The 19,805-nt window shown below is 61.7% G+C and carries 13 protein-coding genes; 2 read left to right on the top strand and 11 right to left on the bottom strand.

Annotation, left to right across the window (positions count from 1 at the left end; genetic code table 11):
* Window positions 1-152: 152 nt before the first annotated feature.
* From H2170_14360 to H2170_14340, 5 genes are all read right to left on the bottom strand, one after another.
* Window positions 153-4,019 (bottom strand): CHASE domain-containing protein, encoded by a 3,867-nt coding sequence (locus tag H2170_14360; GenBank protein ID MCS6301257.1) that lies wholly within the window; start codon window positions 4,017-4,019, stop codon window positions 153-155.
* A 350-nt stretch (window positions 4,020-4,369) separates the two neighbouring features.
* Window positions 4,370-6,511: a response regulator gene (locus H2170_14355; GenBank protein ID MCS6301256.1), complete on the bottom strand. Its 2,142-nt coding sequence runs from the start codon at window positions 6,509-6,511 to the stop codon at window positions 4,370-4,372.
* 522 nt (window positions 6,512-7,033) lie between these two features.
* Complete coding sequence (locus tag H2170_14350) at window positions 7,034-9,466, bottom strand: response regulator (GenBank protein ID MCS6301255.1); 2,433 nt, start codon at window positions 9,464-9,466, stop codon at window positions 7,034-7,036.
* Window positions 9,463-10,461 (bottom strand): ABC transporter substrate-binding protein, encoded by a 999-nt coding sequence (locus tag H2170_14345; GenBank protein ID MCS6301254.1) that lies wholly within the window; start codon window positions 10,459-10,461, stop codon window positions 9,463-9,465. The genes H2170_14350 and H2170_14345 overlap by 4 nt, the downstream gene beginning before the upstream one ends.
* A gap of 931 nt (window positions 10,462-11,392) precedes the next feature.
* Entirely contained in the window at window positions 11,393-12,418 is a 1,026-nt protein-coding gene (locus H2170_14340) for a haloacid dehalogenase-like hydrolase (protein MCS6301253.1), read from the bottom strand.
* Between the two features lie 446 nt (window positions 12,419-12,864).
* On the opposite strand from H2170_14340, the gene prfA reads away from it, so the two are divergent.
* Window positions 12,865-13,986 (top strand): peptide chain release factor 1, encoded by a 1,122-nt coding sequence (prfA, locus tag H2170_14335; GenBank protein MCS6301252.1) that lies wholly within the window; start codon window positions 12,865-12,867, stop codon window positions 13,984-13,986.
* A 356-nt stretch (window positions 13,987-14,342) separates the two neighbouring features.
* Entirely contained in the window at window positions 14,343-15,206 is an 864-nt protein-coding gene (gene prmC, locus H2170_14330; protein MCS6301251.1) for a peptide chain release factor N(5)-glutamine methyltransferase, read from the top strand.
* Between the two features lie 83 nt (window positions 15,207-15,289).
* On the opposite strand, the gene H2170_14325 is transcribed toward prmC, so the two are convergent.
* From H2170_14325 to fliD, 6 genes are all read right to left on the bottom strand, one after another.
* Window positions 15,290-15,505, bottom strand: coding sequence for a hypothetical protein (locus H2170_14325; protein MCS6301250.1), 216 nt, complete (start codon window positions 15,503-15,505; stop codon window positions 15,290-15,292).
* A 347-nt stretch (window positions 15,506-15,852) separates the two neighbouring features.
* Window positions 15,853-16,185, bottom strand: coding sequence for a hypothetical protein (locus tag H2170_14320; GenBank protein MCS6301249.1), 333 nt, complete (start codon window positions 16,183-16,185; stop codon window positions 15,853-15,855).
* 12 nt (window positions 16,186-16,197) lie between these two features.
* Window positions 16,198-16,605, bottom strand: coding sequence for a flagellar export chaperone FliS (gene fliS / locus H2170_14315; protein ID MCS6301248.1), 408 nt, complete (start codon window positions 16,603-16,605; stop codon window positions 16,198-16,200).
* A 4-nt stretch (window positions 16,606-16,609) separates the two neighbouring features.
* Window positions 16,610-16,903 carry a hypothetical protein gene (locus tag H2170_14310; GenBank protein ID MCS6301247.1) on the bottom strand — a complete coding sequence of 98 codons (294 nt, stop codon included), beginning with the start codon at window positions 16,901-16,903 and terminating at the stop codon, window positions 16,610-16,612.
* Between the two features lie 92 nt (window positions 16,904-16,995).
* Entirely contained in the window at window positions 16,996-17,679 is a 684-nt protein-coding gene (locus tag H2170_14305) for a hypothetical protein (protein ID MCS6301246.1), read from the bottom strand.
* Window positions 17,676-19,418: a flagellar filament capping protein FliD gene (gene fliD / locus H2170_14300; GenBank protein MCS6301245.1), complete on the bottom strand. Its 1,743-nt coding sequence runs from the start codon at window positions 19,416-19,418 to the stop codon at window positions 17,676-17,678. Before fliD ends, H2170_14305 begins: the two co-directional genes overlap by 4 nt.
* Window positions 19,419-19,805 lie beyond the last annotated feature (387 nt).

Here is a 19,805-nt window from a genome sequence, read left to right as displayed (position 1 = left end):
CCAAGGACCAATTACCAATGACCAAGGGCCAATGACCAAGGACCAATGATCAATGTCCAAGGAGCAATGACCAATGTTTAGCAGGCGGAGGTGCGGAGAACGTTCAACCTTCGCGGCAATCCTCGGGTTGAGCATTGGTCATTAGTCATTGGTCATTGGACATTGGTCATTGCTCCTTGGCCCTCCCTCCGCCCGCGCAGGCCTTCGGCCGCCCGCGCGATCGCCCCCGTCAGCGCCTGGCCGCTGATCGGCTTGCTCACATAGTCGTCCATGCCGGCCCCAATACACTTTTCCCTGTCCCCTTCCAGCGCGTTGGCCGTCATCGCCGTGATCCACGGGCGCGTCGACGCCGGGTATTTCGCACACAGGTGGCCCGCACAGGTTAACCCGTCCATCTCGGGCATCTGCATGTCCAAAAAGATCAGGTCAAAGGTCTCTTTGGCCACCGCTTCAAGCGCTTCCACACCGTTGTTGGCAATCGCCGCCGTGTACCCGAGCCGCCCCAACAGCAGCGTCGCCACTTGTTGGTTAATCTCGATGTCTTCCACCAATAATATGCGCAGCGCCGGCTTCAGCGTAGGCGCGTCCGCCCCCGTCTCCGCCCCTGCCACGCCTGAGTTCCCATTCGCCGCCGCAGCCCCGGCCGCGTCGGCTTTCGCCTTCGTGGGCTTGGGCTGAAAGAGCTCACCTAATGCACCTCGGAGTACCTCGGCGCGCGCCGGTTTGCTCAGCACGCGGGCCACGTCGAGCCCAGCGAAGGCCTGCGCGGTGGTGCCTTGCGAGGTCAGCACCAGCAGCGGCAGTTGGCTCGCGGGTAGGCGGCGACGCAACTCGGCGGCGAGCGTCAGCCCGTCCATGCCGGGCATTTGTACGTCGATGAGCGCCGCGTCAAAACGGGTGCCGGCGTCGATTAACTGGAGGGCGGCGGCGCCGGAGTCGACCGTCTGTGCGTCGAGTCCCCAGCCGCTGCACTGGCTGGCGAGGATGCGGCGGTTGGAGTCGTTGTCATCGACGATGAGCAGGCGGCGTCCGGCCAACACTGCCCTGTCACCTTCGCCGGCGCGCGGCGGGCAGGCGGCACTTTCGTAGGGGATCTCAAAGCTGAAGGTGGAGCCTTGGCCCGGGGTGGATTCCACGCCGATGCGCCCGCCCATCATCTCGACCAGGCGTTGGCTGATCGCCAGCCCCAGCCCCGTGCCGCCGAAATTGCGCGTGATGGAGCTGTCCACTTGGCTGAACGACTTGAACAGCCGGTCGAGCTTGTCGGCGGGAATGCCCATACCGGTGTCGCGCACCGCAAAACGCAGGCGCTGGTCCGCTTGCAGGGAGAGGCTCACTAACACCTCGCCTTGAGTGGTGAATTTGACCGCGTTGCTTAACAGGTTGGTGACGACTTGGCGCAGACGGGTGGAGTCGCCGAGCATGGCCTCGGGAGTGCCCGGTTCGATTTCGAGCATCAAGTCGATCCCCTTGGCGGCGGCACTGTGTCCGCTGATTGACACAGCGGTTTCAAGGCAGTCGCGCAGGTTGACCGGCATGTGCTCGAGTTCGAGGTAGCCGGACTCGATTTTGGAGAAATCGAGGATGTCGTTAATCAAACTCAGCAGCGCCTCGCCACTGGTGCGGATGGTGCCAACTAACTCGGTTTGTTCGGCGTCGAGCGGCGAGCCTTGGAGCAGCTCGGTCATGCCGATGACCGCGTTCATGGGGGTGCGGATTTCGTGGCTCATGTTGGCCAGGAAATCGGCCTTGGCGCGGGTGGCGGCCTCGGCGGCGTCTTTGGCATGGGCGAGCAACTCGCGCTGGCGGTGCGACTCGGTGATGTCCTGCAAAGCGCCGCGAAGGAGCACGGTGGTTTCACCCACGCGGCTGGCTTCGCCGACGGCGCGCACCCAGAGGTGGTTGCCCTGGGCGGTGCAGAAGGGCAGTTCGATGTCGAAGGGCGTGCCGTGGTCGAGGGCGGCTTTAATGAGCCCCTTGATCGTGGCGGCGGCCTCGCCGAGGTAGAAGGCGGTGGCGGTGGCCAGCGTGGGCTCGTAGTAGGCGTCGACCTCGTGGATCACGCGCACCTGGTCGCTCCAGGTGAGGGTTTGCAGGAGCGGGTTGTATTCCCAGGCGCCGACCTTGGCCAAGCGGCTGGTGTGGTCGAGCGCGGTGACGTGCCGCTCGATCTCAAGCTGGGCGAGTTGCGTGCTCGTGATGTCATGGTGGGTGCCGACCATACGCAACGGTTTGCCGTCGGCTGAGCGACTCACGACGCGGCCGCAATCCATGATCCACAGCCAGTGGCCGCGGCGGTGTTTGACCCGGTGCCGGCACTGATAAAACGCGGTCTCTCCGGAGAAGTGGCGCTGCAGCGCGGCCTGGGCGATCGGCAGGTCAACCGGGTGGCAGCGCGTTAGCCATTCGTCGACGTGGGGGCGCAAATCGGCCAACTCCTCGCCAACGATGGCGGCCCAGCGGTGGTCGAAGAGGGTTTCGCCGGTGACGACGTTCCAGTCCCACAGGCCGAGTCCGCCGCTCTCCATCGCCAGCTCGGTGCGTTCGGCCTGTTCCTTGAGCAAAACCTCGGCGTGTTTGCGTGCGGTGATATCCAGCTCGATCGCCATAAACCCGGTGAGCAGCCCAGCGTCGTCGCGCAGCGGAATGATGTTGAGGTCGAGCCAGTAGATCTGGCCGGCTTTACCGCAGTTGATGATCTCGCCTTTAAAACCTTCGCCGGCGTTCAGCGCTGCCCGCATCGCCAGGATCGTCTCAGGGTCAGTTGCGCTGGATTGCAGTACCTGTCCGGGCGACTTGCCGAGGACTTCGTCCAGGGTGTAGCCGGTGATTCGCGTAAAGCCCGCGTTGACCCAAGTAATACGGCGCTCGGCGTCGGTGAAGACGACGGCGTTGGTGGTGCGGGTGGCGACCAAGGCGAGCATCTCCGCCTTGGCCTTGGCGGCGGCGAGGTCGGCGGTCATCGCGGTGGCCAGCGCCTGGGCTTTGCGCGTGGTGCGACTTAGGTTCATCAAGAGGGCCGCGAGCAGCAGCGTGAGCAGCGGCCCGCCGATTGCGGCGCTATAAACGCCGAGCCGCGAAGTATGGTTGAACTTGGGGGTCGTGCTGGTGGCGAGTGTCCACATGAGCCCGCCGACGCTCACAGGCGTGGTGGTGTGGAATTGGCGCTGCGTATAGTTTTGGGCCGTTACGGTGCCGGTTGAGCCTTTTAAATGCCCGTCGGCATCGAAAATCGTGTGGGCGGCGTCGAGGGTTTCACCCTGGAAAATTTCAAAATCGAGTTCGCCGCCGACCTCCTCGGTCACGTGGGCAAAGATGCGCGAGGCAACGATGGGCATGTAGGTCCAGCCTAACAAGGCGGCGCGGCGTTGCTCGGGCGTGACGGGGTGGGTGCCGTTTTTATAAACGGGGTAAAAGTACAGGAAGCCGGGGCCTTCATCCTTGGCCTGCACCAGGATAATGGGCTCGGTGAGCGCAGCCTGGCCGGTGAGCATGGCGCGTTCGGCCGCAGCGCGGCGGTTTTTTTCCTGGCCGACATCGAAGCCCTGCGCGGCTTGGTTTTTGGCCAACGGTTCGATGAATTCGATGACGAACAGGTCGGCTGCCTCGCCGCTGGTTTTGAGCTTAAAATCAGGCGCTTCGTCGGCGCGCGTGGCGGCGAGGAAGGCGGGGATGTCGGCGCGCTCGACGCGTTTGATGAAACCGAGGCCGAGGGCACCGGGGAACTCGCTGGGGAGGTCGCGCGCAGTAAACATCTGGGTGAATTCGCCGCGTTCCACCGACTTAGTGGCGGGCCAGAGCGCCATGGAGCCGCGCAGGCCGTAGTCGAAGCGGCGGACGCTGCGGGTGACCGCCGCTTGGATGCGCTCGTTGAAGCGCTGGAAGCGTTGGAGGTCGGAGGAGGCGGCGGTCTTCTCGGCCTGCCAGGCGAGCGCAGCGCTCAGGGCCAGGCCGAGGGCGATCACCAGTGGGGTGAGCGTGCGGAGCTTGGAGGCGCGAAAGTGGAGCGGGAGCGGCATGGGGGGGGGCGGAGGGCTTAAAATCTTTCTCGTTACTCTTTATCTTAATCGTTCTCTACTCCGATCCGACTCGGGCCGGCCTTGACGAAAGATTAAGATGAAGAGGAAAGAGAAAGAGGGCGGAGGGGGGCCAATGACCAATGACCAATGACCAATGACCAATGACCAATGACCAATGACCAATGACCAATGTCCAATGACCAATGAGCAATGACCGAGGTGGAGTGCGGGTGGCTGGTTTGCTCGGGTTGGTTGGATGTTGAACGTTCAATGTTGGATGTTGGACGTTGTCGGGGATGTTGTTTCGGGGTCCGTTGTTGGCGTTGTTTGGCGGCTGGTTTTTCGGGTTTTCACCGCCGAAGCATTAGGCTGGCGTGGGCGTTGACCAGGGCGCGGCCCAGCGCCACTGCGTTGATCGGTTTGCTGACATAAGCGTCCATGCCCGCCTTCAGGCAGACTTCGCGGTCTCCTTCCATCGCGTTGGCCGTCATCGCCACAATCCAGGGGCGTTTGCGCGTCGGATACAACGTGCCGAGCCGAAGCGAGGCTTCCAAGCCGTCGAGTTCCGGCATCTGCACATCCATAAAAATGACGTCAATGGGCTGGCGGGCGACCGCTTCAAGCGCTTCAAGGCCGTTGCCCACGGTGATGCAGGTGTAGCCGAGGCGCTCTAGGAGGAGTTGCGCAACCAGTTGGTTGGTGGGGTGATCTTCAGCGAGCAGCACCTTGAGCGGGTACGCGGCGCCGAGGTTGGCGTCGATCGGGATGGTGGCAGGGGCGGCCTCTTCGCTGGCCGACGCAAACAGTCCCGAAATCACCTGGAGCAGCACGGTGGTTTTGGTCGGCTTGGGCAGTACGCGGGCTAACGTAAACGGAGCAAAGCGCGTGGCGTCTTCGCCCAGCGGAGCCAGCGTGATAATGGGGAGTTTTACGGCCGACCTTCGTTGGCGCACGGCTGCGACGAAGGCGTGGCCGTCGGCGGCGCAGGTTTGCACGTCGATAATCGCGAGGTCGAATGCCTCGCCTTGATCGAGCAGGGCGAGCGCTTCGGAGCCGAAGGCAGTGGGTGTGGTCACCAGACCCCAGCTGCGGGCCTGGCGGGTGAGCACCTGGAGTTTCTCCGGATTGCCATCGACCAGCAGCAGGCGTTTACCAGCGATCTGCGCCGGGGGCGTGGCGGCCACGGGCTCATCGGGCGGCAGCTCCAGCGGTAGTTCAAATTGGAATTGGGATCCGCGACCGGGTTGGGACTCCACCCAGATGCGTCCGCCCATCAGCTCCACCAGACGCCGGCAAATCGCCAGGCCGAGCCCCGTGCCGCCGTAGTTGCGGGTGGTGGAGGCATCGACTTGGGAAAACGCCTTAAACAGCCGGTGCAGCCGGTCTGTCGGGATGCCAATTCCGGTGTCGCGCACGCACACGTGCAAGCGCTCGGGCTGCGGCGGCTGCGTGAGGGTGGAGGCGGTGGCGGGCAGCCGTGCAAGGCTAACGACCACTTCGCCGCAACGGGTGAACTTGATCGCGTTGGACACCAGGTTCACCACGACTTGGCGCAGGCGCGTGCTGTCGCCGAGAATACGCCCGGGCAGCTCGGCGGAGATGTCGGCGTACAGTTCCAGTCCCTTGGCGTTGGCCTGAATGGCACCCAAATCGAGGGCGCTTTCCAGGCAGTCGCGCAGGTTAACTGGCACCTTTTCCAGTTCCAAGTGGCCGGACTCGATTTTCGAGAAATCCAAGATGTCGTTAATCAACGTCAGCAAACTCTCGCCGCTGCTGCGGATGGTGCCCACGAAGTCGGTTTGCGTCTCGGTGAGTTCGGTGTGCTGGAGCAGATCGGTCATACCGATGACCGCATTCATGGGGGTGCGGATTTCATGGCTCATGTTGGCCAGGAAATCGGCCTTGGCGCGGGTGGCGGCTTCGGCGGCCTCTTTGGCGGCGACGACCGCTTCGTTGCGCAGGCGCAACTGGGCGGTGGTTTCGCGGTGGTCGATGTTTTCCTGGCGCAGGGCGATCTCGGTCATGACCATCGCCGTGAGGTCTTCGAGTAGCGCGATGTCGGCGGGGGTCCAGGAGCGAGTCACGCCGTCGATCACGCAGAACGAACCAAGGACAAAGCCGTCGCGGTCGCGCACCGGGATGCCGAGGTAGGCGGCCACACCGAGATCGGGGATGGCGAGGTTGTCGCAGACCACGGGGTGGCCGCGGGCGTCCTCGACGACCAGGTTGGCACCGGAGGTGACGACGTGTTGGCAAAAGGAATGGGTGAGGGGCGTTTCGCGGGCTTCGCCGGCCCAGCCGCCGAGGCCGACGGCGGATTTGAAAAACTGGCGGTGGTCGTCGACAAGCGAGAGCAGGGCGACGGGGGCCTTGAGCAAGTGGGAGGCGAGGCGGGAGACGCGGTCGAAATTGGCCTCGGCTTCGCTGTCGAGCAGGCGCAGGCGGTGGAGGGCGGCAAGCCGGTCGGGGTGGGCGAGGGGGAGGGGGAGCATGGGGGGATTGGGGAGGGGAATCTTTCTCGTTACTCTTTATCTTAATCGTTCTCTTTTCCGATTGGATCGATCCGGCTGATCCCTGACGAAAGATTAAGATTAAGAGGAAAGAGAAAGAGGGAGGAGGGGGGAGGGGGGAGGGGAGGCGGCGGAGGTCGGAATTCGGAGAACGTTCAACTCAGGGGCGGGGGGACCAATGACCAATGATCAATGACCAAGGACCAATGACCGAGTCGGAGTGCGGGGGGTGGAGGTCGGGTCGGTAGGTTGAATGTTGGACGTTCAATGTTGGATGTTGGATGTTTTCCGAGGCTTTGTTCCGGGGGATGGACGACCTCCGTGTCGTCTGGGTCGGCAGGTTGAATGTTGGACGTTCAATGTTGGATGTTGGACGTTGTTCGAGGGGTTGTTCCGGGGGAGGGGCGGAATTCGGAGAACGCTCAACATCCAACATTGAACATCCAACGTTCAAAGGGCCGGATTCGGAGTGCGGAGATTTTCGGTAGGTTGAATGTTGGACGTTCAATGTTGGATGTTGGACGTTGTTCCGGCTGTTGTTGGCGACGCCGGTAGCCAGCGCTCGACCATCGCTTTCAGCGCCAGCGGTTCGATGGGTTTACTCAGGTAATCGCTCATCCCTGCCGCCAAACACGCTTCGCGGTCACCACTGAGCGTGTGCGCGGTCATCGCGATGATCGGTACCTGGCGCTTGGCTTCCCCGGCTTCCCCTGCACGGATGCGCGTGGTGGCTTCATGGCCGTCCATCTCCGGCATTTGCACGTCCATCAACACCAGCTCGTAGGGGTGCGCGGCGAGGGCGCGAATCGCCGCTGCGCCGTCGCCTACCGTGGCGCAGGCGTAACCGATTTTTTTTAATAGGCTGAGCGTCACCAGTTGGTTCGTCTCGTTGTCGTCGGCGAGTAAGATGCGCACCGGCGTGGTCGACGCGGGAGCCGAGACGCTGACGGAAGCGGTTACCGGGGCAGCCGAGCTCCAACTCGGCGTTACACGGGCAGCTTGGCGGGCTGTGGGCGGCTGGCGTCCGAGCCGCGCGGTGAACCAAAATTCCGAGCCTTGCCCGGCTTGGCTGCTTACCCCGACTTCTCCGCCCATTAACTCGGCGAGTTGTTTGCAGATGGCCAGGCCCAACCCCGTGCCGCCGTATTTGCGCGTCGTCGAGGTGTCCACTTGGCTGAACTTGTTAAATAACCGCCCGATTTTGTCCTCCGGTATTCCCAGTCCGGTGTCGCTCACCGCGAAACGCAAAACCACTTCCGTGGGCGTGAGGCGCGGGGCGGTGATGCTCAGTTTCACCTCGCCCTGGGTGGTGAACTTGAGGGCGTTGGTCATCAGGTTGGTGATAACCTGGCGCAGGCGCACCGGGTCGCCCACGAGTAGCGTGGGCACCGTGGGCTGGATTTCCTGGATCAACGCGATCTGTTTCTCCTTCGCGCGGAATTCGAAGATCGGCATCAAGGAGCTGATCAGGTGTGCGAGATCCAAGTCGATGGACTCGATGGTGAGTTTGCCGGCCTCGATCTTGGAGAAATCGAGGATATCGTTGATCAAGGTGAGCAGGGTCTCGCCGCTGGCGTTGGCGACGGTGGCGAACTGGCGCTGTTCCTCCGAAAGCGGGGAATCGATTAACAGGCTCAACATGCCGATGACCCCGTTCATCGGGGTGCGGATTTCGTGGCTCATATTCGCCAAAAAATCGGCCTTGGCGATGGTCGCCATCTCGGCGGTGAGGGTCAGTTGGTTGGCCCGGTCGATGGCGAGGTTGAGCTGGCTGTTGGTCTCCATGAGCTCGGCTTCAGCGGCCTTGCGCTCGGTGATGTCGCTACGCAGCGCTACGTAGCGAACGGGTTTCCCAGCGGAATCCAATTCAGGGACGATCGTGGTATCCACCCAGTATAACTTGCCACTTTTGGTCCTGTTGCAGATTTCCCCATGCCAGACACCGGCATGCTGGATAGTTTTGTAGAGATCGGCGAAGAATTCGCGTGGATGGTGGCCGGAGTTAACGATGCGGTGATCCTGACCGAGCAGTTCTTGCCGCGAATACCCAGAGACGTTGCAGAACCGGTCATTGGCATAAATTATCCGGCCGCGCGGATCTGTAGCCGCCACGATGACATGTTGGTTGAAGGCGAATTCAATGTGATCGCGCTCAATGCGTGCGGCGTTGATGGCGGTGAAGGTGCGGGTGAGCGCGGCGTCGAGCTGGCCGATTTCGTCGGCGGGGTCGACCACGGTGGCCGCAGGGCGTGGACTGGGGACCGGGGCGCCGAGGTGGCGTTGGGCGAGCTCGGAGAGCGGGCGCAGCACGAGGCGGCGTAGGTTGAGGTAATACAGCGTGCTGAGCGCTACCAGCGTCAGGCTGAATCCGACCGCCGCCCACGCGGTGAGGCGCCAGACATCCGCCCGCGTGGCGGTGGTGTCGAGGGCGACCAGCACCACGGCGGGGTACAAATTAATGGTGTTAACCTCTAGGTTGTGCAGTTGCAGGGGCAGGGAAACCACCAGCCAGTCGGCGGGTGGTTTGCGCGGGTCGAGGCCAATCGCGCTCCATGTGGCTTGGGTGATCTCCTCGTACCGGTGGAGTTTTACCGTGGCGAAATCGAGTTCGAGCGGGCGTTTGCGCCAAGTCGGGTTGCTGCTAGCGACAACCGCGTTGGGATAGCCGCCGGAAACCAGCAGCAGGGAGACTTCCCGCTCCGCACCGGTTGCGCTGACGATGCGCTGCAATTCGCCTTCCCTATCTATGTTTTCGGCGGCGTAGGCGATGGATTGGGCGATGGTCTGAGCGCGCAGGCGCAGGCGCGCTTCTAGGTGCGAGCTGACGATGGTGTAGATGCCCGCCACGCCGAGCGCGGCCAGGCAGGTGCCCACGAGCACCAGCGGCAGGGTGATCTTGCGCGAGAGCGAGCGTGTGGGCGCGGGGCTTTCGCTCATGGGGCAGCCGTTACGAAGCGATCGCTGAAGTAGGACTCAGCCGCCTTGGGTTGGCGGAGGAGTTTGGTTTGGGTGAGGACCTGGCCGGTGCGGGCGATCACGGTTTTGATTCCGCCCTCGCGCAGGTAGGCGGCTTGGTCGGCGGCGGTCACGATGCGCATGCCATCGGTGAGCGCCTGTTCGAATTCCTCAGGGGAAACGCCTTCGCGTTTGGCCATGATCTGGAGCGCTTCGGCCTTGTGGGTCACGTAGTAATCCTGCGCTCGTTTGAAGGCGCGCAACATGGCGGCCACGTCCTTGGGGCGCTGGGTTATGGCTTTGTCGCCAAAGGCGATCACGTCGATGACCTCGCGTGGCGTTTTTTTGGTGCTAAAAACGGTTTGGAACGCCGGGTCTTTGAGGATCGCCATCGAGGTCGGCGGGTAGGTGACGACCGCGTCGAGCAGACCGGCGCGCAGGTCGGCCTCCATGCTGGCCTGGTCTTTGGACACGGGGGTGATGTCGGCGAGCGTCATGCCGGCTTGTTCGAGGGCGCGAGCGAGCACGTACACGCAAATCGAGCCGAGTTCGACGCCGACCTTGCGGCCCTTGAGCGAGGCGAGGTCGGGGAAGCTGGGGCGGGTGATGATGACGTCGGCGCCGTCGGAGTAGTCCACCACGTTGACGATTTTAAGGGGATCGGCGGAGGCTTCGCCGGCCATCATGACCTCGACGGAGGTGGTGCCGAGGCCGTCGATCTGGCCGCGTTCGAAGGAGCGGCGGGCGTCGCCCAGCGAGGAGAAGTCGATGATTTTAACGTCGACGCCCTCCTGCTTGTAGTAGCCCAGGTGTTGGGCGAGGTAGATGAATTCGTAGCCCGGCCAGATGTTCAGGCCGATGCGCAGGGGTTCGTGGCGGGTGCAGCCGGCGAGGCCCGCGAGCAGGCTGAGCAGGGCAAATGCGGGCAGGACGGAGCGGCGGAGGGTAGGCAGGCGGAAGCGGAGAAAGTGGGGCATGGGGGTGGCTTTGGGGTAGTTGTTACCCGTGTTATCGGCACGTTCGGCGAGGGGCTTAAGGGGTATCTTCGGCCAAAATGCGGGGGGGGCGGGGCGTTTGGAATCGTTCTCGTTACTCTTTCTCTTAATCGTTCTCTCCTCCTCCTCCGATCCGGTCCGATCCGAAACCTCGACCCCTGACGAAAGATTAAGATAGAGAGGAAAGAGAAAGATTCGGGAGGCCGGCGGGCGGGCACGGACGACACGGAGGTCGTCCCTCCGGGGGAGGCGGGATCGAGGGAGGGCCCACCTCCGTGTGGGCTGGTTCGGAAAAGTAGCGCAGACTTCCCAGTCTGCTCCGGCGTCGGCACTCGCAAGCAGCTGAGGCAGACTGGAAGTCTGCCTAGAGTTTGGCCCCTGACTAGTCGAACGCAGATCAGCCGAATCCTTGAGCTCACGCTCAAGGCCACATGATTCGCGAACACACTCCTTGTGCCCTTGAGCGTGAGCTCAAGGTCTGGAGTTTGGCCGTTTAACCTGAATTCCGAAGTTCAAACCAACCACAGATTACACAGATTGCACAGATACAATCCCTTAGGAGGTAAACGGACTCAGCTTGATCCCCTTTTTTTCATCCTGTCTTCAAATTCAGTAACACTCTGTTATCTGTGCTCATCTGTGAATTCCGTGGTTAAAACTTCGGCGTTCGGGTTTAACTCGTGCCAAGAACCATACAGGTGCTGCGCATCATGTATGGCGATCTGAGCTGATCACTCCGGAGAGTTTCGCAGACTTCGCAACAGCCACCCTCACGTCAACGAACTCATCGAAACCCATGCCGTTGCTACCTGCGGTACGATTCTACCTTAGCTGGGGGGGGGGCGGATCTCAATTCGTTTTGGGGCCAAACTCCAGGCAGACTGGAAGTCTGCGCTACTTTGCGGAGCCGCGCCTACGCTTCGTCAATAAACGTGCTCTGCCTCGGGGCGGCGGGCGTCTCGGGGGCCGCGTCGGTGGCCGCGCCGAGGTGCCTTGGCGGGCGCGAAACGCGTTGCGCCACCGCGGCTTCGCGGTCTGCTACGATGCGGTCGCAGATGCCGTGGATTTGCAGGCGTAACCAGCGTGAGGTTTGGCTCTTTTCCGCGTAATCAGCCGGGCCGTAGTGGTCGATGCGGCCCACTTGGCGCAGGCGGTCGTTTTGCTCGAACTCGGCCGATGAGTCGGGGTTGTACACCGCGTACGCTTTGCCGCCACCGCGCTTGACCACCGAAAAACTGGGGATGTCGCTCGGGCCGTCGGCGATGTAGATCATGTTCTGCAACGGGATGCGGCGGTCCTCGGGCTTGATGTTGGAGTTCACATCAATGGAGGGGTTTTTGTTGGTGCCCTTGTTGATCTCGAAAATGGCGCGCGTCTTGGTGGTGTTGTCGATGACCATGCCGATCTGGGCGATCTCAGACTCGGCGGCCAATTCCAGCTCCTGTTGCTCCAGAAAGCCGGGCTGGAGTGGGTTTTCGACAAACTCGCAGCCCCAAATCCCGTCCACGCCCTTGGCGGCGGCGCTGCCGCGGATCATCTCGGCCAAGCCGGTGCTCACGATGTAGTGTTCCAGGGTGATCTCGTGTTTGCGGTACTCGGGCTTTTCGTGGACGAACGCGCGGCTGCGTTCGAAGAAGCCGGGCATGCCGGGGTAAAAGCCGATGTCGGCCCCGCACTCGCGCAGGATGCGGTTGTTGAGCCCGGCCATTTTGCCGGCGAGCACGTGGGTGAGGATGTGGTTAAGGTACGCGATTTCGCTGGAAAGCTGGTAGCCGCGCTTACGGTAGTGGGAGACCAGGTTGTTGGTCTCGTTCCAAAAATTAGCCTCGTTGACCCCGTAGCGGCGGAATAGCGGCGCCTGCATGTAGTCGGGTATCAGGGTTTTGTCGAAGTCCCAGATACAGGCGATGATGTTCTGAGTGAAAAGCGTCGTAGCCATGGTTAAGCAAGACCGCCACGGACGAACCCCTGAATCAACACCCAAGCCCCTGAATCAACGTCCAACATTCAACATTGAACGTCCAACGTTCAACCAGCCCGGTCTCCGATTTGAGCCTTGGTGCCTTGGCCATTGGTCCTTGGTCATTGAGCCTTGGTCCTTGGCCGGCTCCCCCTTGGACGTTGGATGTTCAATGTTGGATGTTGAACGTTCTCCGCGTCCTCCCGTTCCCCGTGCCGCCTTTTCCCTCAATCGTTCTCGTTCTCTTACTCCTACTCGTTCTCACCTCGTGAAATCGGATTCCTCCGCTCTCTAGGCGGCCTTGGAGAACGAGTAAGAGTAAGAGAACGAGTAAGAGTAAGAGAACGAGTAGGAGTAGGAGAACGAGAACGATTCAAACCGTCCTCGCCAGTCGCTGCGCGCTCCCCTACTTAAACCGCTCCCGCATGGATTCCCTGCCCGATATTCTTCCCTTTAAACGCCGCCTCGATGAGCTCGACGCGCAGATGGCCGATCCGTCGTTTTACGCCAACGCACGCAAGGCCACCGAGATTTCCCGCGAACAACAAAAAGTCGCCCAAATGGTGGCCGACCACCGCGCCTACGAAAAGGCCGTCCTAGAGCTGGCCGAGGCCCAGGCGTTGCTCAAAGATCCGCACGGCGACCCCGAGCTTAAAGAGCTTGCTGCCGGTGAGTTGCCTGAGTTGACGGCGACCATCGAGCGCCTGCACGGCACCGTGCTCGCCGCCATGATCCCGCCCGAGGCGAGCGATTCGCGCAACACGGTGATGGAAATCCGCGCCGGCACCGGGGGCGAGGAAGCCGCGCTATTCGCCGCCGAGCTCACGCGCATGTACCAGCGTTACGCCGAAAACCGCGGCTGGAAGATCGAGCCGATGGGCAGCAGCCTGAGCGAGCGCGGCGGCTACCGCGAAATCAGTTTTCTCATCACCGGCCAGGATGTTTATCGCCAGCTCAAGTTCGAAAGCGGCGTGCAGCGGGTGCAGCGCGTGCCGCTGACCGAGGCCAACGGCCGAATTCACACCTCGACGGTAACGGTGGCCGTGTTACCCGAGGCTGAGGAGGTCGATTTCCACCTCGATCCGCAGGACCTAGAAATCAGCGTGCAACGCGCCAGCGGCCCGGGCGGGCAAGGGGTTAACACGACCGATTCGGCCGTGCGCATCCTGCACAAGCCCACCGGCATGATGGTGTACTGCGCCGACGGCCGCTCGCAGCAGAAGAACAAAGCGAGTGCCTTGGCCGTGCTGCGTTCGCGCCTGTTGCAGCACAAGGAGGAAGAGGAGCGCGCCAAATACGCCGACCAACGCCGCAGCCAGATCGGCACCGGCGGGCGCAGCGAGCGCATCCGCACCTATAACTTCCCCCAAAGCCGCATGACCGACCACCGTATTGGGCTGACGCTGTACAGTTTAGCGCAGTTACTGCAGGGTGCGATCGACCCGGTGATCGAGGCGCTGCAACGCGCGGATTTCGAGGAAAAGTTCGCCGCCCTCACCGGCCAACCTTACGTGCGCACCCGCGCCAAGGACGGCGACGACGACTGAGCCGCCACCGAGCCAAGTGGAACCCGAATTTTTAACCGCTAATGAACGCTAAGGGACGCTAATAAAAACCACTGAATCCGAGGCTCTAAATTAGCGTTCATTAGCGGTTAAAAAACGCCGAGGTTCTATTCCACGTTCGGATCAGTGCCCATCAGTGAGAATCAGTGGTTAACTCGTTTGCTGGTTCGCCTCCGTATTGAATATCGATACTCGATCTCCCCAGCTTTTAACCACTTATTGGCACTTATTATCACTGATGAAGATCCGGGAATTACTCCCTGGCCTCTACGTTGGTCGCTCTGGCTCGGCTCTGTGTAACCCTTCCGAATCCGACTCCGCTGCCCCCTTTTTCTAAAATGATCACCGTTCTCGCCGTCGTACAGAAGACCACCGATTTCCTCGCCGCCAAGGGCGTGGAATCGGCGCGGCTCAACGCCGAGTTGCTCATTGGCCACGCGCTCGGGCTTAAGCGCATGCAGCTTTACCTGCAGTTCGAGCGCGAGTTGCCCGAAACCGACTTGGAGAAAATCCGCCCGCTGGTGAAGCGCCGCAGTCAGCGCGAGCCGTTGCAGCATATCCTTGGCGAGACCGAGTGGTCGGGGGTGAAACTCAAGGTGGACCGGCGTGCGCTCATTCCCCGGCCCGAGACCGAGTTTTTAATCGAATTACTCGAAGCCCGGCTCGCCCCGAATCCGCCGGCGCGGATTCTCGACCTCGGCACCGGCACGGGAGCCATCGCCTTGGCCCTGGCCAAGCGCTTTCCCGAGGCCCAGGTGGTGGCGGTCGACGCCAGCGACGACGCGCTGGCGCTGGCCGGCGAAAACGCCCGCGCGCTGGGGCTCGACAGCCGTGTTTCGCTCGTGAAATCGAGTTGGTACACCGCGCTCACGGCGGCGGCGACCGAGCCGTTTGATGTGATCGTCTCCAATCCCCCGTATTTGACGGCGGCGGAGACGGCGGCGGCTGAGCCCGAGGTGCGCGTTTACGAACCCGTTACGGCGCTGACGGCGGCGGAAGCCGGGCTGGCGGACCTGCGCGAGATCATTGCCGGCGCAGTGGCCTTTTTAAAGCCGGACGGCTGGCTGGCGCTGGAGACGGGAATCGCGCAACACGCTGAATTAATAACGGTTCTGGAGGCCGCGGGGTGGGCGGGCGTGGAATCGAAGCGGGATTTAACCGACCGCGACCGGTTTATGTTCGCGCGCCGTCCCGCGCTTTGAGGGCAAAATGAGGGCAGCACGCAAGGGTGATGGTATGCCGGCTCCGAGGGAGGGCCCACCTCCGTGTGGGCTGGTTCGTTAACTCACTCGGTCAGCGCACAGACCTCGACGACGCGCTCCAAGGCCTTGGCGAGGTGATCGCGGGCCACGTTGGTGCCGAGCATCTTCGGTTTGTTCTCTTCCAGACGGCCCAGCAGCGTCGTCATCAGTTCCGTGTTGTAGGCCTGCATCACCATCTCGATCGCCTTGTCGCGGGCGACCTTTTCAGTGATTTTTTTCATTGCTTGTTTTTTGTCCATAAGATTGGCGGGGTGTTGGTTATGACGTTTGTTGAAAACGCGGGTTTTGCAAGTTCGGCGGCGTGTAAAACGGCTGATTTACGCCGGGCCTTCGGCTCCCCTGCGACTTCGGCCGCTTCAGCGCGCGTTCGTCTCGCTAAGAGTCGGAGTTAACCTTCGAGTTGTTGCCTCCGTCGCCCCCGCAAAATCAACCGAAACCATCGAACCTTTAGCCGCGAAAGAACGCAAAGAACGCATAGGGATTCAGGGTTTGTTCTTTGCGCTCCTTGCGTTCTTTTGCGGCTAAATTGCCGTGGCTTGATCCGGCCCGTTTCCTGTTGCGGCTTCCTATTCGGCCTCAGCGCGGTTCAGGCCTTGAGGTAGGTGTTGCGCACTCCGTGGATGCGTTTGGTGGTCTCGCCCAACTTGGCGAGTTCCTCGCTGTCGCGGGCTTGGGCCGCGGCGATGCGTAGGGCCATTTTATCGAAGCGCTGTTGCAACTTTTCGGTGTGCGGCTTGAGCGCCGAGGCCTCGGTCGGTTTTTCTTGGGAAAGGCGCTGCAATAAGGCGAGTTCACGCTCCAAAATGCTGACCAGCCCGTGCCAATCTTCGTGGCCCATCGCGCCGTCTTCTTGGTGGGAAAACGATTCCAGGCAGGCAACCAGCCGCTGCGTGGTGGGGCTGAGGGTGGAGTGGGGCATAACGCGGACAAATCAGGCGACGCGGTTTTCGTTGGAACGGAGCATTTCGGCCCAGGCGTCGCGCAGGGTGCGCACCAGGGTTTCGACCTCGATGAGCGGGGCCTCGTCTTTGCGCAGGTTGCATTCAAAGAGTCGGCGAAGGTGGTAATCGTAGAGACGATCCAGGTTGGCCGCGATGTCGCCACCGGCCTCCATGTCGAGGTTGGCGCGCAGTTCGCTGAGGATCGCTTGGGCGCGCAGCAGGGCGGTGTGGATCGTCTCGATGCGCCGGGGGTTGTCCTCGGGCAGGGCGAAACCGGCGCGGGCTTGGGCCATAAAACGCAATGCCCCGTCATACATCAGCAGCACCAGTTGGCCTGGGCTTGCTGTGAGTATCGACTGCGTTTGGTAGGCGCGTGCGCCCGGGTTGGCATACGCCATGAGCTTAATTCTCCTGTAAACTCAGGTCCTTGGACTGGGCGAGTAAGCGCCCGATTTTACCCATAATGGCTACCGAGGGATAGCCCGGGTCTTTGGCCAATGCGGACGCGCGTTCGACCACTTCGGGGCGGATCGCGGGGGTTTTGGCCAGCGCTGCGTGCAGTCGCGCGGCATTTTCGGTGCTCAGCGAGTCGTTCGCGGCGAGTGCTTGCGGCAGCTCGGCGCGGCTCGTACTCGGTCGAGGGGCGACGTTGGCGGGTGTCGGGACGGACCCGAGGTTGTTGGTATTCGTGATCATTGTTTTTGTTATGATAGCACGGTCAGCCCTGAAGCACTAAGGGAACGCCGTTGGTCTTTGCACAGGTCATATCGGCACAGCTTGTAAAAAGTTTAGTTCGATTTTGCATTCGGATCGATTCGAGGAGGAAGCAGTTCGCAGACCGCCTGAAACGCATATTCGGCGAAACGGGTCGGACTTTGGACAATGCTGCTGGTGGTGTCGCCCTTGCCGGAACCGTTGGCCTTTGCATAGCGGCGGGCGGCTCGGGCGGTGGAATCCCGGCCTGAATCGAACAACTCGTCGACCATCCAGAGGGTTTCTCCGGTGGTCACGTCCACCAGGCGGGCACGGAAGGACAACGCCAGAGGTGGGTAGGCGGTGGTGTTGTTAAGATCGAGGAAGAGCACCGCCTGCGCGTCGGTTTCACGACCTATGCGCAGCAGTAAATCGGGGGGAAGTAGGCCGGTGGCCGAAAAGGTTTCTTTGGTGGTCCAGGTGGTGAGTTGCGGGCGGTTCAGGCCGATAAATTCGGCGCGTTGGCTGCGATCGAGGGTGCGGCGCCAAATCGTGTCGTAGGTGGTGACAAAACTGGCCGGCAGGCGTCCCGAGGTGTCGTGGGCGGGCAGGATCGCAACCCGGCGAATGGCCGCCGGCCAGGCGGCGGGGCCGCGTGAGTTGACCGGTTTGTAAACCGGCCCGATATCGTCGAGATGCGGGTCGAGCGAGGCGCAGCCTCCTGCGAATAACGCCAAGCCAAGAAAAGTGAGTAAACGAAGGGAACGCGGGGCGGTCATGATTTGTTGTAGGCACTGGCTGGCGTGATGCTGGCTATCTGCGACTGCGAGCTCTTGATCAGGGACTGGGCTCGCTCCATGGCGATGAAGCTGGCTTCGAGCACGGAGCGGCGTTGCACCAGGCGGCGGTCGATGTCGGCAATCTGGGTGGTGAGCGAGGTGTTGCTGGTGGTTAACCCGGTTTTCTGCTTCGCCAGGATGCCGCCGGTGCCGAGCGTGCCGCCGTTAAAGCTGTCCAGTAACGTGTTGAGGCGGGCGAAGATACCCGTGGAGGATTGACGGAACATCGCGGATACCTCGGTGGGCCGCTCTTTGAGCGCGGCGTCCAGTTTGGCCGGTTCCTTGATCGAAAGCAGGGAGCTGGTGCCGGAAAAATCGATGCCGATGTGGCTGAGTTGCGACATCGTGCTGCTTAGGCCGGGCACGGCTGCGAAGATGTTTTTGCGCAGAGACGGCCCCCAGCTCTGAATCTCGCGATTGTCGCTGAGCGTGGAGGTGGTGACTTTGCCGTTGGTACTGGTGACTTTGGTCTGCGTGTCGATGAAGCTTTGGACCGCGTTAAAACTGTTGATGAAGGCGTCGATTTTGGTGCGCACCGAGGTGGTGTCGGCGGCGACGCTCACGGTTTGTGTTCCCAGCGAGGTGGTGGTGAGGGACAGGCCGGTGATGCCGTGGGTGTCGGCGGTGAGCGTGTTGCTCATACTGGTTTGGGTGGCACCGCCGTTGACTGAGAATTGGGCGTTGAGACCGCTTGTTAAGGTGGCTCCGCTCGTCAGGCCCAACGAACTCAGAAACGTGCCCGTGGTATCGGCTAAACTGAAGCCGAGGTCGCCGGTGCTGGTATTTTGGAGCGAAACTTTATCGGTGATGGGGTCAAAGGCGGCGGTCACCCCGGCGCTGGCGGCGTTGATGCGGTTAACGACACTGTTGAGCGTGTCCGTCCCGGTATTATAAGCGATGGCGACGCCGTTGATGGTGAACGAGCCGTTACCCGAACCATCGACTCCGGAGATGGGGGTTTTAAGGCGGGCGTTGGCCAAGGTTGCGGTGGGGTTAGCCGCGCCCAGCTTCGTGCTGCTGGTAATCGAGGTGCCAGCGTTGTTGGCTAAGCGTGTAATGGATAAAAAGTTGGAGGTGTCGGTGGACGAGCCGAGCACGATGGGCGTGGTGTTCAGCGGGTTGCTATTGGCCAGGGTGATTTTGTCGTCGGTCGCGTTGTAGGAGGCGGTCACTTTGCCGGCGGTGGCCGTGCCAATGGCGGTGAACAGATCCGCGAGAGAACTGCCGAGGTCCACGGTCACGCGCGAACCGTTGACGGTAAACACGCCGGCGGTAAGCGCCGTGCCGGTGCCGAGGTTTGCCAAACTGACGCCGGAAACGTCGGAGGAGGAGGCGATGTCGTTGCCGATATCGTTGGTGCTTGTAAGTTTAGCTGCCGTGGCAAGCTGGGTCACAGTGAAGGCGGCGGAGCCTGGGGCGGCGGTGCTGGCGGCGGTGGCGGCCCAGCCGGTGCCTGAGGTGGAGGCGGTGCGGGCGTCGAACACCCCATCGGTATTCAGGGCGGTGATCGCCGTATTCAGGCTGGTGAGCATGGTGCCCACGCCGTCGAGGGCGGCGGCCTTGTCCGAATTGGTCTCGATTTCGGTCTGCAGTTTTTTGGCAGGCGTGCGCTCAAGGTTGATGATGGTGTCGACATAAGTTTTCCAGTCGAAGCCCGAAACGAGACCAGAGAGTTGCATGGCTGGCATGAGATTGAGGTGGTTCGAAGGTGAAGAGCGGACGGAGGTGTCCGGCTAGTTAATCGGCACGTTTGCCCGCGAACTTGAATTATTTTTTTGGGGGATCGTTTCGGGCGTTGTGGCCTTGAGCGTGAGCTGGGTGACAAGCCCCCCCCCTTGCGCTCACGCGCAAGGCCACGGGGAGCTGGGGGGGAATCGTAGCGGCGCTTGAGCGAGTTCCGAACGTGGCCTTGAGCGTGAGCTCGAGGAGGCTCGAAGGCCGGCATACGGCCGACCTTGAGCTCACGCTCAAGGCCACGGGATCGGCAGAACCGCGCGAACAAGTAACGAAGTGGGTAAATGGAATTGATTAACAATGTTTTGCGTACTAATTCACGCCACTTCGCG

The organism is Opitutus sp., assembly GCA_024998815.1.
GTDB lineage: Bacteria > Verrucomicrobiota > Verrucomicrobiia > Opitutales > Opitutaceae > Rariglobus.
The sequence above is the reverse complement of the archived record's forward strand: the minus strand, read 5'-3'. Positions and strand labels throughout refer to the sequence as shown.

Coding starts and splice junctions, on each gene's coding strand:
- fliS (MCS6301248.1), bottom strand. CDS start 16,605: ATGGCGTATGCCAACCCGGGCGCACGCGCCTACCAAACGCAGTCGATA.
- prmC (MCS6301251.1), top strand. CDS start 14,343: ATGATCACCGTTCTCGCCGTCGTACAGAAGACCACCGATTTCCTCGCC.
- fliD (MCS6301245.1), bottom strand. CDS start 19,418: ATGCAACTCTCTGGTCTCGTTTCGGGCTTCGACTGGAAAACTTATGTC.
- H2170_14340 (MCS6301253.1), bottom strand. CDS start 12,418: ATGGCTACGACGCTTTTCACTCAGAACATCATCGCCTGTATCTGGGAC.
- H2170_14310 (MCS6301247.1), bottom strand. CDS start 16,903: ATGATCACGAATACCAACAACCTCGGGTCCGTCCCGACACCCGCCAAC.
- H2170_14350 (MCS6301255.1), bottom strand. CDS start 9,466: ATGAGCGAAAGCCCCGCGCCCACACGCTCGCTCTCGCGCAAGATCACC.
- H2170_14325 (MCS6301250.1), bottom strand. CDS start 15,505: ATGGACAAAAAACAAGCAATGAAAAAAATCACTGAAAAGGTCGCCCGC.
- H2170_14345 (MCS6301254.1), bottom strand. CDS start 10,461: ATGCCCCACTTTCTCCGCTTCCGCCTGCCTACCCTCCGCCGCTCCGTC.
- prfA (MCS6301252.1), top strand. CDS start 12,865: ATGGATTCCCTGCCCGATATTCTTCCCTTTAAACGCCGCCTCGATGAG.
- H2170_14305 (MCS6301246.1), bottom strand. CDS start 17,679: ATGACCGCCCCGCGTTCCCTTCGTTTACTCACTTTTCTTGGCTTGGCG.
- H2170_14360 (MCS6301257.1), bottom strand. CDS start 4,019: ATGCCGCTCCCGCTCCACTTTCGCGCCTCCAAGCTCCGCACGCTCACC.
- H2170_14320 (MCS6301249.1), bottom strand. CDS start 16,185: ATGCCCCACTCCACCCTCAGCCCCACCACGCAGCGGCTGGTTGCCTGC.
- H2170_14355 (MCS6301256.1), bottom strand. CDS start 6,511: ATGCTCCCCCTCCCCCTCGCCCACCCCGACCGGCTTGCCGCCCTCCAC.